Annotated in this window: 13 protein-coding genes; 6 read left to right on the top strand and 7 right to left on the bottom strand. The window is 48.9% G+C overall.

The window, feature by feature from the left end; all coding sequences use genetic code 11:
• Position 1: 1 nt before the first annotated feature.
• From H8S11_RS02480 to H8S11_RS02465, 4 genes are all read right to left on the bottom strand, one after another.
• Complete coding sequence (locus H8S11_RS02480) at positions 2-895, bottom strand: ABC transporter permease (RefSeq protein WP_186852062.1); 894 nt, start codon at positions 893-895, stop codon at positions 2-4.
• Positions 892-1,869 carry an ABC transporter permease gene (locus tag H8S11_RS02475; protein ID WP_147572110.1) on the bottom strand — a complete coding sequence of 326 codons (978 nt, stop codon included), beginning with the start codon at positions 1,867-1,869 and terminating at the stop codon, positions 892-894. The genes H8S11_RS02480 and H8S11_RS02475 overlap by 4 nt, the downstream gene beginning before the upstream one ends.
• A gap of 139 nt (positions 1,870-2,008) precedes the next feature.
• Positions 2,009-3,556: an ABC transporter substrate-binding protein gene (locus H8S11_RS02470; RefSeq protein WP_186852061.1), complete on the bottom strand. Its 1,548-nt coding sequence runs from the start codon at positions 3,554-3,556 to the stop codon at positions 2,009-2,011.
• Positions 3,557-3,608: 52 nt separating this feature from the next.
• A complete protein-coding gene (locus H8S11_RS02465; RefSeq protein WP_186852060.1) occupies positions 3,609-4,787 on the bottom strand; it encodes a M20 metallopeptidase family protein in 1,179 nt (392 codons plus the stop codon).
• A 278-nt stretch (positions 4,788-5,065) separates the two neighbouring features.
• Here H8S11_RS02465 and H8S11_RS02460 point away from each other — a divergent pair, with 278 nt between their 5' ends.
• The 3 genes from H8S11_RS02460 (at position 5,066) to H8S11_RS02450 (ending at position 7,812) form a co-directional block, all read left to right on the top strand.
• Entirely contained in the window at positions 5,066-5,980 is a 915-nt protein-coding gene (locus H8S11_RS02460) for a LysR family transcriptional regulator (protein ID WP_186852059.1), read from the top strand.
• A gap of 147 nt (positions 5,981-6,127) precedes the next feature.
• Entirely contained in the window at positions 6,128-6,520 is a 393-nt protein-coding gene (locus H8S11_RS02455) for a tautomerase family protein (RefSeq protein WP_147572106.1), read from the top strand.
• Positions 6,521-6,618: 98 nt separating this feature from the next.
• Positions 6,619-7,812 (top strand): M20 metallopeptidase family protein, encoded by a 1,194-nt coding sequence (locus tag H8S11_RS02450; protein WP_186852058.1) that lies wholly within the window; start codon positions 6,619-6,621, stop codon positions 7,810-7,812.
• 958 nt (positions 7,813-8,770) lie between these two features.
• Here the strand turns inward: H8S11_RS02450 and H8S11_RS02445 are convergent.
• The 3 genes from H8S11_RS02445 to H8S11_RS02435 form a co-directional block, all read right to left on the bottom strand.
• Positions 8,771-9,718: a hydroxyacid dehydrogenase gene (locus H8S11_RS02445; RefSeq protein ID WP_186852057.1), complete on the bottom strand. Its 948-nt coding sequence runs from the start codon at positions 9,716-9,718 to the stop codon at positions 8,771-8,773.
• 226 nt (positions 9,719-9,944) lie between these two features.
• Positions 9,945-10,802 (bottom strand): MurR/RpiR family transcriptional regulator, encoded by an 858-nt coding sequence (locus tag H8S11_RS14155; protein ID WP_186852056.1) that lies wholly within the window; start codon positions 10,800-10,802, stop codon positions 9,945-9,947.
• Between the two features lie 314 nt (positions 10,803-11,116).
• The gene (locus H8S11_RS02435; protein ID WP_186852055.1) at positions 11,117-12,046 is read right to left on the bottom strand and encodes a LysR family transcriptional regulator; all 930 of its coding nucleotides are present in this window, start codon (positions 12,044-12,046) and stop codon (positions 11,117-11,119) included.
• Positions 12,047-12,225: 179 nt separating this feature from the next.
• Here H8S11_RS02435 and H8S11_RS02430 point away from each other — a divergent pair, with 179 nt between their 5' ends.
• The 3 genes from H8S11_RS02430 to H8S11_RS02420 all read left to right on the top strand — a co-directional run bounded on the left by H8S11_RS02430 (position 12,226) and on the right by H8S11_RS02420 (position 15,426).
• Positions 12,226-13,245, top strand: a complete 1,020-nt coding sequence (locus H8S11_RS02430) for a C-terminal binding protein (RefSeq protein ID WP_186852054.1) — start codon at positions 12,226-12,228, stop codon at positions 13,243-13,245.
• 46 nt (positions 13,246-13,291) lie between these two features.
• Positions 13,292-13,966: an RraA family protein gene (locus H8S11_RS02425; protein ID WP_186852053.1), complete on the top strand. Its 675-nt coding sequence runs from the start codon at positions 13,292-13,294 to the stop codon at positions 13,964-13,966.
• A gap of 419 nt (positions 13,967-14,385) precedes the next feature.
• Positions 14,386-15,426 (top strand): tripartite tricarboxylate transporter substrate binding protein, encoded by a 1,041-nt coding sequence (locus H8S11_RS02420; protein WP_186852052.1) that lies wholly within the window; start codon positions 14,386-14,388, stop codon positions 15,424-15,426.
• The last annotated feature ends 38 nt before the right edge of the window (positions 15,427-15,464 follow it).

Genomic DNA, 15,464 nt, shown 5'->3' with positions numbered 1-15,464 from the left:
CTCAAGTCTTCAGTCTGGGGTCTAAAGCGTCCCGTAGGCCATCTCCGAACAGGTTAAAGGCAAACACAGCTAGCATAATGGCCAGGCCTGGGAATGTTTCCACAAACCAGTGGTCTCGGAAGAAGCTGCGGCCTGCGGACAGCATTGCGCCCCACTCGGGGTTGGGAGGCGCGATACCCAGTCCGATAAAGCTCATACCGGCAGCACCTAAAATAGAGGAACCCACACTGATGCTAATCTGCACAATGATAGGCGCCAGACAGTTGGGCAGGATATGGCAAAAAATAATGCGAAAGTCACTAGCTCCGATGGCGCGTGCCACCTCGATGTACTCCTGTTCCTTGACGGTAAGGATCTGTCCACGGACCACGCGGGCAAAACCGCCGGTGGCACCAATTCCAAGAGCCAGGATCAGGTTGGTCTGGCTGCGGCCCAGGGCGGCCACGATGGAGATGGCCAACATCAGGTTGGGGATAGCCAGCAGAATATCCACGGCCCGCATAATCAGATTATCGGTCAGGTTTCCATAATAGCCTGAGATACAGCCCAAAATGGTACCCAGGACACAGGCAATAAGAACGGACAGCAGCCCGATGGCCAGGGAGGTACGGGTCCCGTAGATGACGCGGCTAAAGATATCACGGCCGAACTCGTCGGTACCAAACAGGTGCTCCGCACTGGGGTTGGCAAAGCTCGGACCCGTACTCATGGTTTCATAGGAATAGGGTGCAATAAGTGAGGGGAAAAGGGCGCAAAAAACGAGGAGCAGAATAATGAAAAATCCAGCTACAGCCACTTTATTTTTCATGAATCGGCTGATAATCTCCCGCGTCTGGCTGTTCTTTGCCCTGTCTCTCAGCCGTGTCTCAGGCACAGCGGTAGCGGCATTGCTCATTTACTCTCCCCTCCTTCCACGGCGGCCATTTTCTTGGGCGCCTTGCGCCGGACATACTGCGAGCGGATCCGGGGATCCACATATGCGTAGAGCACATCGGTAATCAGATTAATGATAGACATGGCAAAGGCGATAAACAGAATACCACCCTGGACCAGCGGCGTGTTCTTGATGGGAATGGCATCCACGATCAGCTTGCCCACGCCAGGGACGGCGAAGACGGCCTCGCAGATAGCAATACCGCCCAGCAGACGGCCAAAGTTCAGTCCAATGACCGTCATCACGGGAATGAGGGCGTTTCTCAGGGCGTGCTTCCAGATGACCACCCGCTCGCTCTGCCCCTTAGCCCTTGCCGTCCGGACATAGTCCTGGCGAATCGCCTCCAGCATACTGGAGCGTGTCATCCGCATGATAGTCGCGCAGGGCACCGTAGAAATGGTAACAGCGGGTAAAATCCAGCATTTCCAGGAAGTAAAGCCGGAAGGAGGCAGCCACCCCAGCCCCACCGAGAACAGCAAGATGAGCATCATGCCCTCCCAGAAGCTCGGCATGGATATGCCCACGATAGACCCGACTCGGGCTAGGTTGTCCCACAGGGTATACTGTTTTGTCGCTGATATAATGCCCAAAGTGACCCCCACCACCGTAGCGATGACCATACTGACAAAGCAGAGCATCAGAGTGTTGGGGAAGCGGGCCAGGATCTCGTCCAGCACCGGGCGCTTGTTGCTGTATGAAGTTCCCAGGTCTCCATGGAGCACATCCCATACATAGTCCACATACTGGACCAGGAAAGGCCGGTTCAGGCCATTCTGCTCCTCAAAGGCCAGCTTGTCCTCCTCTGTGGCCATGTCGCCCAACATATAGTCGGCGGCCCGGCCGGGAGAAAAGTACATCATGCTGAATACCACCAGCACCACGCCCAGCAGCACTGGAATCATCATCAGCAGACGCTTTCCAATATATTTGATCAAAGGTCTATACCCCCCTACATACGTTCATTCCGCTTGGCTGCGAATCAGAAAAGCCGCTCCGGTCAGCGGTCTCCCTTTCAGGTAGACCGCCGTCCCAGAGCGGCATTTCTCACATTTCGCTCTGTCCGCGACGAGCTTATCAGACGCCCACGCGGAAGGTGGCCAGGAAGGGAGCGCCAAAGATATCGAATTCAAAGCCCTCTGCCTTGTCGTTCATAGCATACACCATGGGCGCGTTGGCAATGGCCATCTGATATCGCTGGTCATAAACATACTCCTGGATCTCCTGGACCATCTCCAGCCGCTTGGCGGGGTCGGTCTGCTGGTCAGACGCCTCGACCAGATCGTTCAGATACTGGTCATTCACCTGCAGGGTGCGGCCGAAGGAGGTCTTGTAGATGACCAGAGCGCTGGTCAGGTTGGTGGCGGCGCCAGTGCGGACCGCAGCCTGGTACTTATTGCCGGCAGCCTCGAAGTTGACGTAGTCCATCTGGATGATCTCAGCCCGGACGTTCAGATACTGCAGCCACATGCTCTGAATCGCCTCACAGACCCGCTTCTCAGCCTCGCCCACCACATGGAGGGTGATATCAAAGCCGTCGGGATAGCCGGCCTGCACCATCAGCTCCTTCGCCTTGTCAGGATCAAAGGGGACAGTGCCCACTTCCTCGGCACCAAAGAGCATCTTGGGATAAATAGTGTCCATGATGGTATAATAGCCGCCATAGCAGGTGTCGATCAGGAACTGCTTATCAATGGCATAGCACAAGGCGTAGCGCACGTCCTTGTGCTCAAACAGAGGCTCCTGCATACTGAAGGTCAAGGAGGTAAACAGAGAGGAGTCACCCTCTACCAGAGTCAGGCCCTCAGTCTCCTTCACGCGGTCATAATCAGAGGTAGAGATGGAGTAAGCAAAGTCCACGCCACCGGTCTCCAGCTCGATCATGCGGCTGGACGCCTCAGGGATGACACGGAACAGCAGCTTCGGGGTAGCGGCGGGGCCGTTCCAGTATTCGTCAAAACGGTCCAGTTCAATCTCACTTGCGGTGTCCCAGCGGGTCATCTTATAGGGGCCCGTACCCACAGGAGCAGTGGCAAACTTGTCCGCGCCCATACTCTCGAAGGCGGCAGAGGAGGGGATATACATACGGGTCATCAGGTAGACGCCCTCAGCATAAGGGTACTTCAGAGCCACAACCATGTTGTAGTCGTCGATAATCTCAGTATTCGCTGTGTCATAACACACAAAGCGAGAAGCCGCGGACGCATTGCTTTCAATGTTGTCCAGGAAGAACTTGACGTCCTTTGTGGTCAGCTCGTTGCCGTCGTGGAACTTGACGCCCTTGCGCAGGGTCAGTTTGATATGGGTATCATCCACCATCTCATAGCCTTCGGCCAGCCAGGGCTCTACTTCACCGTTCTCTCCTTCCCGGAAGAGGGGATCATAGATTTGGCGGCCCACATTCAAGTCATAGGCCATACCGGTCAGCCACGGGTCCAGGTTGGGATCCGTAGAAATGGCTAACTTCACGGTGTCCTTGTACCCGTCGCCATCCGCGTCCACCTGGCTGGCGTTCCCGCCGTCGGCAGTTCCATTCCCGCTGGTGTCACCGCCGTTTCCACAGCTCACCAGGGCCAGAGACATGGCGGCCGCCAGCAGAAGGCTGAACAGTCTTCTTTTCTTCATATTGAGTTCCTCCCTTTCAATTCACTTCTTTGATATAAAGTAATGCGCTGTTTTAGGCGTTTTGGGCCAGCCAATTTACCGCCACTGTCGCATGGATAGCCGCGCCCAGGGGCAGGACTGATTCAGAGAACTTGGTACGTGGGCTGTGCACCTTCTCTGGATAGCCTTCACTGGGGGTTCCGGCCCCCATCCAGACATACACTGTGGGGATGATCTCACTGATAGGCCCAAAATCCTCACTGCCGTTGACCGGAGCAATCTGCTGGACCATCTCCTCCCCCGCCAGAGCACAGAGCGTGGGCTTCAACTGGTCAAAGAGGTCGGGGTCAGTGATACAAAAACCGGTTTCCAGAGGATATTCCACGATGGCCTGTCCCCGGAAGGTGGCAGCAGTCTGCTCCACGATCTCTTTGAAGCGGGTCTTGAGCAGGGTCCTCGCCTCCTTGGACAAGGTGCGGATGGTGCCGTCCAGCACCGCCTCTGAGGGGATAATATTGGATGCCTCGCCGGAGTGGAATTTTCCGAAGGTGATGACAGCCTCCTCCGTAGCGGGCAGTTCCATAGATACCAGCTCCTGAGTTGCAGTGACAATACGGCTTCCGATGTTAATAGGATCAATGCCCCGACAGGGATAGGCCCCGTGACACTCCTTCCCTTTCACGGTGATACGGAACATATCGCAAGCCCCAAAGGCAACCCCACGGACATATTGGATACTACCAGTGGGGAAATTCTCGTGCCCCGTAGTCACATGAATGGCAAAGGCAGCGTCCACCTTAGGGTTCTCCAGCACACCAGCCTCCATCATGGCGGTGGCTCCTTTTAAGGCCTCCTCCGCTGGCTGAAACATTAGCTTGACGGTGCCCTTCAGCTCGTCCTGGGTCTCAGACAGCATTTTAGCCGCGGCCAGGAGCATAGCCGTATGCATGTCATGTCCGCAGGCGTGGGCCGTGCCGTTTTGACAGGCGAAGGGTAAGCCAGTGTCCTCCTGGATTGGCAGGGCATCCATGTCCGCCCGCAGCAGGATGGTCTTCCCTCCTGAGCCGATGGTACACACGATACCAGTGCCGCACATCCGCTGAGGATGCAGGCCATAGCTCTGTAACTTTTCAAATACGAAATCCGAAGTCTCCTGAATATCGAACCCAATTCCACCAAACTGATGGATCTTCCGGCGGTTCTCTACGATCTCCGACTCTAACTCCTTTGCGCGCTTTAGGTACCGCTGCATGGCAATTCACCCCACTGATACTTCTTTAGGCAGTCTATTTTTATTCAAAAGTACCATAATCCTGATTTCTTGTAAAATATCGAAAATGTATGGCATCAGCCGCTAATTGCATAGAAAGTATCCCTTTCTCCCCTTCCTTGTCTATCATAGCACCACCAAGCTACTGAGCCAAGATCAAGAGAATATTGCAATCTCCCCGGTTTTACAGTATAATATTCAAATATTCTAAAACATTTCTGATCTATGCGACCCAACGAACAGGAAGGAGCGTTTTGGCTGTGGACACACAAAAACTTATCTATTTTATCGCGGCGGTCAAGCATTTAAATTTTACCAAGGCCGCCAATGAGTGCCATATTGCTCAGACGGCCATGAGCCGCTATATCTCCTCCCTAGAACGTGAACTGGGCTTCCAACTGTTTTACCGTGACAACCGAAACGTATCCCTGACCGCAGCCGGCGAATCCTTCTACCAAGAGGCTGTCCTCCTGACCGAGGGGCTAGAGCGGGCCGCCGCGCAAGCCCGGCTAATCGCCAATGGATATGAAGGGGTGCTGCGCATCGGCTTCGGTCCCTCCGCCGAGCGTGAGCTTGTCGTCTCCTCCATGGAGCAGTTTGTTCAGCGTTACCCAAAAGTGGAGCTCATTTGCCTGGAGTATAACTACAGCCTTCTTGTGGACCATCTAGCCCATGGCTTTCTCGACGTCATCTTCTCCCTGTCCTGTTGCCCCGGCACTGTAGAGGGCACCATCTATAAGGAAATCAAGCGGTCTGATATCTATGTGATGATGAGCAAGCGCCATCCCCTGGCTAGCAAGGACAAGCTGGACCCTCAGGATCTCAATGGGATGGATTTTGTCATTCATCAGGAGTCCGGCGGTCCAAAATCTCCCAAAAACTTTATTGAAAGCTGCTCTCTCCTGGGATTCCGCCCCAACAGCACCCTTGTGGTCAACACCTACGAGGCCAAAAAACTCACGGTTCAGGTCAGCCGCAAAGTGGCGTTGATCACCGCCGGGCAGAAGAAGCTGCTCGACTCCAATTTCCGGGTGTTTCCTCTCACTGGCAGCTCTCTCCAGGCTATGTTTTATATCACCATGCTCCAGTATAACACTAACCCGGCGGCTAAAGCCTTTTATGACCTGCTTCCCGCCCTGCCTCCAAGAAAGAAGGCCTCTATTTCAGGCACATGAGTTGGTCATCGTGTTTTTATGGCATCGGCAGCCCCCAATAAGGGGCTGCCGATACGTTTTTGTTCTGATGTCACACATTTTTAGCATTTTACACCGGAGCGTTCTTGTGCTATTTTTTAGAAAAAGGTTTGAAAGGAGTCCTGAAATATGGCTATTGTGACAGCAATGATTCCCGCCGGCTTTGGTCCGGAGAAAAAGGCCCGTTTTATCAGCGAAACCAAGAACGCCCTGTGTGAAGCTTTTGACCTGATTCCCATGGCGATCTCCCTCTGGGTCCAGGAGTATGAGCCGGAAAATATGTGCCCCGACGCCGCTAAGAAACGTGTCCTCATCGTATACACCACCGAAGGCAAGCCCGACGAACAGAAAAACAAGGTGGGACAGCTCTTCGACCAGGTTTGCGGCGACGTCTTTGGCGAGCAGAAGGGGGATACCTTTGTTATCTTCAAGGAGCATCCCAATTCCAATGTGTGCGCCCGCGGTGTACTGAAGACCATGGACCCAAAGCCCCCCATCAATCCCTATCGCAGCCAACAATAATACGCCCCTCGCCCGGTCCTGATCCTTTTATCGGCACCGGGCGAGCTCCTATCCCATCTGAACGGGGCCCGTGCCCCTCTTTCTAGGAGGATATCACTATGACAGATGTGCTGAAAGAAGCTCTTGCCCTAAAGGAATACTGCACTGGCTGCCGCCAGACCGTCCATCAGAATCCTGAGCTCTCCTTCCAGGAGTTTCAGACCACCGCCTTTATTCGTCGGCAACTAGAAGAAATGGGGGTAGAGATCCTGCCTCTGGAGCTGGAGACCGGCCTAGTCGCCATCATCCGGGGCGGTCTGGGCGATGGTCCCGTCACCGGCCTTCGGGCTGATATCGATGCCCTTCCTCTCACCGAAGAGAGCGGTGCCCCCTATTCCTCCCAAAATCCTGGCGCAGCCCACTCCTGCGGACATGATGGTCATGTGGCCGTCCTGCTGGGCGTAGCCAAGCTGCTCCACCAGTGGCGGGATCGGTTTTCCGGCGTGGTAAAGCTGATTTTCCAGCCCGGGGAGGAGGGACTGTATGGCGCCCTCAAGATCGTTCAGTCCGGTGCCCTGAAAGATCCTGACGTGGAGGAGGTGGTATGCCTCCACGGGTGGCCCTATCTAAAGGTAGGTGAAGTGGGAGTATGGCCCGGAGAATATATGGCCTCCGCCGATATGTTCCAGGTCCGGGTCATTGGCCAAGGTGGACACGGTGCCCGGCCCTATAAAGCCATGAACCCCATCCCCGCCGCCGCCCTAGCGGTTAGCGCTCTACAAAACATCGTATCCAGCGAAATCGTCACCGCCAAGCAGGCGGTGGTTAGTGTGTGCTCCATCCATGCCGGCGACGCCTTCAATGTCATCCCTGGCGAAGTCAAGTTCGGCGGTACGGTCCGCTGCCTGGACCCCGGCGTTCGGGATGAACTGGAGTCCAAAATCCGACGTACTGTCGAGGGGGCCGCCCAGGCACTAGGCTGTCGGGCTGAGATCGAGTATACCCGCGGCGTTCCCGCCCTATACAACGATCCCGGCGTGACTCAGAATCTAGAGAAGGCTATGGTCAAAGCCCTGGGTCAGTCCCACGTCAAGCCCTTGGATGGCCCAGTCATGGGGTCTGAGGACTTCTCCAATTTAGTAAGCGCAGTGGGTAAGGGCGCTTTCTTCCGGCTGGGGATCGGCTGGCCCGATGGCACTGAGTACACAGCTTTGCACAATGGGGCCTTTAACTTTAACGATGAGGCCATCCCCTACGGTATTGCCGTTATGGTCCAGTATATCCTGGACCGTCACAGTAAGGACGCCCGATAATATCAGGTGTATAGCGTGTCGTCACCGCGACGCCATAAACACTTAAAAACTCCTCCCCTGCAAGACATCTTTGACAAGTGAGCTTCGAACTGCCCAGCCCCCGTCAGATACTGCAGAAGCAGTATCTGACGGGGGCTTTTTCATCTATGAAGTTCTACCCTACTCCATGTTTTCTTCAATTGTGCCAATGAACCCAATTATCCTTATCATGATCTCCCCTGTCTGTCGAGAATACTTCCCTCACCTCATGTTCTGATTATGAACCACGACCTTCCGTATGAACATCCGCACCTCTGAAAACCACCTTCCGCTGATGTATGCCTGGATCCAGGAGACGATACACGCCTCACTTCCAAGCCGATAGGTAAGTGGTTATTAGGTGACTGCCACAGTATTTGCTCGGTGTAGTGCCGTGGCATACCATATTCAACGTATACACCAGTTCGGAATATTGTCTTTGTAACCAACCGTCGTTTATCCGCCGTACCAACTGAAACGATCTCCCCGGTCTATGAAAAGTTCATGACTGCCCTTGCTTACGAGACATTCTTTTCCACTCTATATTGGAGAATAATAGAAAACCCAGACAGCCTTTGTCCGGGTTAAAATATTTTTGATGAAAAGAGTTCTAAAGTTATTTCAGAAAAGTTGTAACCGGCATTATTAGTTACATTATTTAAGAAATTCTTCATCTTCATTTCCTTCAGCCGCATAAGCCTTGTCCATGAACGCCAGATACTTGGGATACGAAGGACTCTATTTAGATATTCCTCGTAGATCAGAAGGTTTCTCTTGCCAATCTTATCGCAGTTATTTTAGTAAAAATTTCCCCCCAATATTATATGGGAAACATATGACTATCTTTTATCAGTCCGGGCAATAGGACGAAACATCTGTACAACAAGGCCCTCTCAAAACGGGACAACAACACCGCATGAGAGGGCCTTTTCATAAAGTATTATATAATCTTGTAAGTAGGTTCCCTGCCGGAAAATACTTCGTCGATCCCTTTTGCAGCATCAAGCACCATACGGACCATAGCCTCATGCGTTGTGCCTGCACAATGAGGAGTCATAATTACCTCATCCATATGGAAAAGCGGATTATCAGGCACAGCTGGCTCCGGGTCACTCACATCCAAACCGGCGCCTGCAATTTCCTTATTTCGAATAGCCCTTTCCAGTGCCGTTTCATCTACGATTTTTCCACGGGCGGCATTAATTAAAACTGCCGTAGGCTTCATGATCTGGAATTCATGATTACTGATACTCTTAATATTTTCTGGCGTCGCCGGGATGTGGACACTGACATAGTCCGCCTGTGCCAACAATTCATCCCGATTATGTACCAGCTTTACCTCACCAATGTCTCTATTTTCAGCTAAAAATGGGTCATATGCAATAACACGCATACCAAAGCCATGTATCGCCATATTGGCCACTGCCATTCCAATTCTACCAAGGCCAAGTAACCCTAGGCACTTGCCATGAATCTCATCATTTGGATAGAGATCACGTACCTGAGGATTTCCATTCGCATATTCACGAGAAAAATAAGGAATTTTTTTTGCGCAGGCAAGGAGAAGCGCCATGGTATGTTCAGCGACAGATAGGGAATTGGCATTTGGCGCAAAAACAACTCGAACTCCTTGCTTTTCCGCGGCTCCGACATCAATATTATCGTAGCCCGCGCCATGTTTTGCGATCACTTTCAGTTGAGGATTTTTTTCTATAATCTCCTGGTCAATGATAGCTACTCGGACAAGTACAGCATCACAATCCTGAATATCCTCTAACAATGATAAGTGATCAATTCCATGTCCACGCTTAACCTGATACCCATGTTCCTCTAGATAGTCAATTCCTTCCTGAGCGACAGTTTCAGAAATTAAAACCCGATGTGTCATATGATTATTTGCCTGCCTTTCTTTTAAGGGTTGTGGTTATAGGCAAGAACGCAGAAAGTAGTATATACTACAAACTTGATTATAGGCACTACACACACAACATTCAATGGCAGACTTTTTCTAAAATTTCTCTATGCTTTTTGGATAACTTGTCGTTTAGTCCGCTATACAAGGCAAAAAAAGTGACAAAAAAGAATAGATTTTGTAGTGGATGACAAGATCGTCATTACAAGAAGGGGGCAGTAAATTTTTCACGCTCCTCCATATGCATTTGATATTTCTGAGGCTCTCTCCAACAAAGCATAGCCAATAAATATTCTAAAACACTAATTGACCCAGCAGCGGAATTTAGGAAACTCATATGTTTTGTTTCTACTAATAGGACAACGTCGGCAACCTGAGCCAAGGGAGATGCGGTACTATCAGTAAGGGTAATCAAAGAAATCCCCTGACTTTTGATTAAATTAGCCAATATAAAATCACTTTTATAGTATCGGGCAAAACTGATCGCAAGCGCTACATCATTTTGACACAAGTTTTGAAGCAATGCAGCATCATCACTGGAACCAGCAGTTATAGTCCGTACATCGTCCATCAAAAAACTAAGCGCCCGTGCAAAATAGAGTGCAATCCCCTGGCACCCATGTAGTCCAAGCACCAGATGCCTTCGAGCACTAGACAAAAGATTTACCGCCCGCTCATATTGTTGAAAGTCATTTTGTCGAAGGGACTGTTCCACATTATTTAGCAAAAGATGGAGCAGTTCAGCGGGACGATTTAAATATTCATACTTTTTCACTTGCACATCCAGGCGCTTGTCTGGCGGATATTTACCTAGATTTATCTGCGAAAGCTCTTGTGTCAAATTGCTATGCAAATCATTTTTTAAATCCGCAAAACCTTTGTAGCCAATTGCTCGTGAGAAACGAATAATAGAGGCGTCGCTTACTCCTACTTCACGTGCAACCGCCAAGCTGCTCATTGTGCAAATTCGATTTTGATGTTTTAAAAAATAGTCCGCAATTTTTAACTGTCCATGAGTAAGTCGGGCTTGTTGAATGCGCCGAACAAAAGAAGTGTTCACCCGAAGATCCCCCTATTACAATCAAGGTGGTTTTACAGGATTGAGCTACGGCCGTTATCCGTTCCTTTTTCACATCTGATACCAAAGCTGTTAGAATGAGAAAATCCCGGCCTGGTGTTATCCCCTAAAGGCCATTGTGCCCCTCTTAGGAACTCCGCTAACCAGTCTCTCATTCGCAGCGTTAGAGCTATGACTGATCGATTACTTCCAGACAGTTTAATCCTGACTGCCACTTGAGTGGTTGTGGTTTTGCGCTTTTTCGCCTCTTTTATCGCCTATAATTAATTTCATACTGTATTACACTCCTTAATCGATCAAGCTGGATAGCTATATAATTCTTTGATTGTATCTATAAATAATCTCATAGTACGTGTAATATGTGAGTTTTTAGGATAGACAATGGCAATTTCCCACTCAAGAGGAGGCGTTCCGAACTCAAAGAGGACGACATTTTCAGGCAAATGCTCCATCTTGGTACATAGCGCAGGGATAGATGTAAAATATTCTGTACAATTAACTAGATTCAGTGCGGTCACGATATTTTCTGTACTCCAGATCTCTCTAGGATGCACATCATGTTGATTAAAAAATCGCTGGTTTAAACGGCAGAGCAGCTGACCTGGCTTTAGATTAATAAATTGTTCGCCATTCAGTAAAGAAACGTCAAAATTGTGTATACCATCAGGGCCTGCCGGCTGCTGCAACGCATGTTGGACAAGTAAGTGCCGTCGATTTCCGGCCAGATAAATCTTCTCCATCCCAAGACTTTCATAAGTAGCAGGGAAACTAAAGTTAGATGGTACACTCATCAGGCAAAAATCCACCTGGTTGTTCAGCATAGCGCTTTCAAATGTGTAGCTTTTGCCCTCCACAACATTAATTTTTATATGTGGATACCGACTCCGAAACAGCGGCAGAAGAGTGGGGAGCATAATACTGCTCCTCCAGCTTGTAATACCAAATGTAAATTCTCCCTTCTCATCATTGCGTATTTTATCAAAATCATCCTGAAGCTGACGATTCAGGTCGGCCATTTTATTGACATAGTCAAGATATAATTTCCCGGCATAGGTCAATGAAAGCGGGGAGGAAGATCGATCAAATAGTTGAATATTGAGGCTTTCTTCAAGGCGACTTAAATATTTGCTAAGAGATGGTTGAGTAACATATAGTGCTTCAGCAGCCTTTGTTAAACTGCCAAGCTTCGCAATAGTCAGAAAATAATCGTAATTTTTATACAACATAGCTCTTACCTTCAGATTCTCCCGGAGTCTATATGACATAAAAGGAATGTTGATTATATTATATATTGAATTGTACTTCTCGTCAATGATATGCTATCATTAAGCCAAATCAAATTGTGCAATATACATAAACCGAAGCATAAAGTCAAAATCATTTGGGTCAAAAGGAAGGGAGATATATGGAAAGAGCAGTAGTCGTAGATAAAGACTATGGCAGTGTATCGTCCGAAGAATTGGAGAAAGTACGAGCAGCTTATGCCCAGGCAGGTTTAAAACTGGATACACAACACTTTATTACAGAAGAAGAAATTATCAGTGGCTGTCAAGGAGCAATTGCAATTTTAGCGACCGGAAATCCCCCCATTACACGCAAAGTTATGGAAGCGTTACCACAACTAAAATATGTACAACGTTTTGGTGTAGGCGTCAATTCCATTGATTTGAACGCAGCTGCAGAACTGGGTATCGTCGTTTTAAATCTGCCTGGTTTTTGTGCTAAAGAGCTTGCAGATTTAGCCACGGCTATGATTATGGGATTAATCCGTAATACCAATTACTATGACCGCGAAATTCGCAAGGGTGGTTGGCCTAAGTGTCAATACTTACTCCCTGGGGATGTTCGAGAGATGACCTTAGGGCTTTTCGGGTTTGGTGGGGCCGCCCGCCACTTGCATGATATCTTCTACAATGGATTTGGTACAAAAATTATTACATGTGACCCCTATATTACAGACGAAGTTAAGCGCCAGTATCCACATGTGAAGTTTGTATCTTTTGATGAACTGCTCACGGACAGTGATATCATATCGATACATGTTAATCTTACTCCTGAAACAACCCATATTTTTAGCGAAGACGCATTCCGCAAAATGAAAAATACAGCTATGATTATCAATACGTCTCGCGGCCCAGTGATTGATCAGAAAGCACTTGCATGGGCCTTACAAAACGGTGAAATCCTTTATGCCGGCTTGGATACCGTGGAAAAAGAGCCGATAGAAGCAAATGATCCGTTGCTTAAAATGGACAATGTAATTTTGAGCCCCCATAGCGGATCATATGGTGTGGGAGCAAAAAAGACGCAAATTACCATGGTATGCCAACTGTTGCCTGACGCCCTCACGGTAGGAAAGCTGCCTCGTCGCTATGTAGCCAATCGCGCAGTTTTAGACAAAGATTTAGGACTTAAGTTTATTTGAAACGAACCGAAGGCTAATTGGTACAAATAGGGTAAAGGAGAGCAAAATGAGTATAGGAAACAAAATTGTATATGAAATCAACCGGCCTGATAAAAAACTGGTAGAACTGTTCCGAGAGATGCCAGTGGCCAACATCGATGATAATATGGGACGAATTGCAGCGGTAGACGCGGCAATTCGTCCCATGAACCGGAGCCCTTTACTGGGCACAGCCTTTACAATCCGTATGCCGCAGGGAGACAACCTCATGTTCCACAAAGCTATGGATATGGCTTTGCCTGGGGATGTCATCATGATCGACGCTGGCGGTAGTGTAGACCGTGCCATTTTCGGTGAACTAATGGTCAGCTATTGCCGAGTTCGGGGGATCGCCGGTATTGTCTGTGATGGGGCGATCCGCGATCTTGATGGAATTAGCACACTGACAGATTTTGCTGTCTATGCAAAAGGTGTAACCCCCAATGGGCCTTACAAGAATGGACCTGGAGAAATCAATGTTCCTATTGTTATTGGAGGGAAAACAGTAAAACCAGGAGATATTATTGTCGGAGATGGAGATGGTATTGTTATTATCGATCCTGTAGACGCTGAAGCACTGGCCGCCGCTACCTGCAAGACGATGGAAAAGGAAGCAAAAATTATGGAAAATATTATCCATAAAGGCGAATATATTCGCCCTTGGGTAGATGAAAAGTTAAAAGAAATCGGGTGTGATTTTTAAGTTTTTTTCTATTCAATGCATCTAGAAACAAATCCAACCGAGAATTAGAACAGTTAGCGCGGATATCGTTTAAATTGTTCCAACTCATGAACAACTCGAAACCTTCTCTGTAATCTATCACGAATGTGTCTTTATGAAAATCTTTTGTTTCACAGGGGTAACAGTCACTTCATTCACTACATTAAATTACCTTATAAATGAAGAAATTTTTCATTCCCCCTTTAAGAATCGGAAAAATAGATAAAAACGGCCCTTCTTTTCTATAAATATTTTCCGATTGAATGAAGTAAATGTAGAGGCTATACTTCAAATTGTAGTGATAGTTTCCTTGTATTTAGTCTCCAGTGTAAGGTATTGTCGATTTGTTCGGGAACCCACCCCCGTACAAATAAAAATTAGGATGAAAAGGAGAATAGATTATGAAAAAGAAACTTGCATCCATTACCGCGTTGTCCTTGGCTCTGGTAATGACCTTAAGCGCTTGCGGAAACAACAACACCAAGACGCCCTCTACATCCGCTGACGGTGGTACGTCTACATCAGCACAGGCCCCTTCTCAAACCGGAACCTACCCAGGAAATAAAAATATTACACTGTACTGTGGCTATTCTGCCGGCGGCAGCTCCGACACCCTGTGCCGTCTGATGGCGGTTAAGGTCGGTGAGATTCTCGGTACTACCTGTACCGTCGAAAATGTTACGGGCGCCTCTGGTTGGGTGCTATGGAATCAAATGCTGGAGAGTACCGACCCCGATGGATATAGCTTTTTCCTCATCAACAGCCCCAATGTAACTGCCGGTAAATACGATGTGAATAACACGATGAAGTATGATCATAATGACTTCGAGTTAATTTGCAACCAGGTTACCGACTCAAGCTGTATGGCCATCCGAGTAGATGATGATCGTTACTCTGACTGGGAGAGCTTTGCAAACTACTGGAAACAGGAAGGTGTAATGATTACCTCCGCATCCGGTATGGGTATTACCTCTGACGATTCTACTACTGATATGCTGGTGGCGAATGACCTTGGTGTTGAAGTAGACATTATTGCTTCTGAAGGCTCTGGTGACAATATTACCTTCTTGCTGAACGGTACCACCGACTTTGTAATGGGTAATGTTTCCGAAATGGCCGCCGGTCATCTGGATGGTCAGTATAAAGTTCTGTGCGTATTTGCTGACGAGCGCGACCCCAATTTGCCCGACGTTCCTACTTACAAGGAGCTGACTGGAACCGACATTACTGGCTGCTCCAGCCGCGGATATGCTATGTTGAAGGATGTGCCCGAGGATATTAAAGTCGTTCTAGCTGACGCAGTTAAGCAGGCGGTTCAGGATCCTGATATGATTAAGCAGCTGTCTGATATTTACACCACCACTGATTTCAAGGAAGGCGAGGAGTATCTAAACTACCTGACCGAAATGCAGAACACTGCCCGAGAGATCTGGGGTGCCTAATCCGCGCTTCATAACATGACAGATATCACATAATAATA

It is taken from the genome of Flintibacter hominis (genome assembly GCF_014287965.1).
In the GTDB taxonomy this organism is placed as follows: Bacteria; Bacillota; Clostridia; order Oscillospirales; family Oscillospiraceae; genus Lawsonibacter; species Lawsonibacter aceti.
This window is presented reverse-complemented; position numbering and strand designations above follow the sequence as displayed.

Coding starts and splice junctions, on each gene's coding strand:
- H8S11_RS02480 (WP_186852062.1), bottom strand. CDS start 895: ATGAGCAATGCCGCTACCGCTGTGCCTGAGACACGGCTGAGAGACAGG.
- H8S11_RS02450 (WP_186852058.1), top strand. CDS start 6,619: ATGACAGATGTGCTGAAAGAAGCTCTTGCCCTAAAGGAATACTGCACT.
- H8S11_RS02455 (WP_147572106.1), top strand. CDS start 6,128: ATGGCTATTGTGACAGCAATGATTCCCGCCGGCTTTGGTCCGGAGAAA.
- H8S11_RS02445 (WP_186852057.1), bottom strand. CDS start 9,718: ATGACACATCGGGTTTTAATTTCTGAAACTGTCGCTCAGGAAGGAATT.
- H8S11_RS02435 (WP_186852055.1), bottom strand. CDS start 12,046: ATGTTGTATAAAAATTACGATTATTTTCTGACTATTGCGAAGCTTGGC.
- H8S11_RS02470 (WP_186852061.1), bottom strand. CDS start 3,556: ATGAAGAAAAGAAGACTGTTCAGCCTTCTGCTGGCGGCCGCCATGTCT.
- H8S11_RS02465 (WP_186852060.1), bottom strand. CDS start 4,787: ATGCAGCGGTACCTAAAGCGCGCAAAGGAGTTAGAGTCGGAGATCGTA.
- H8S11_RS02425 (WP_186852053.1), top strand. CDS start 13,292: ATGAGTATAGGAAACAAAATTGTATATGAAATCAACCGGCCTGATAAA.
- H8S11_RS02430 (WP_186852054.1), top strand. CDS start 12,226: ATGGAAAGAGCAGTAGTCGTAGATAAAGACTATGGCAGTGTATCGTCC.
- H8S11_RS02420 (WP_186852052.1), top strand. CDS start 14,386: ATGAAAAAGAAACTTGCATCCATTACCGCGTTGTCCTTGGCTCTGGTA.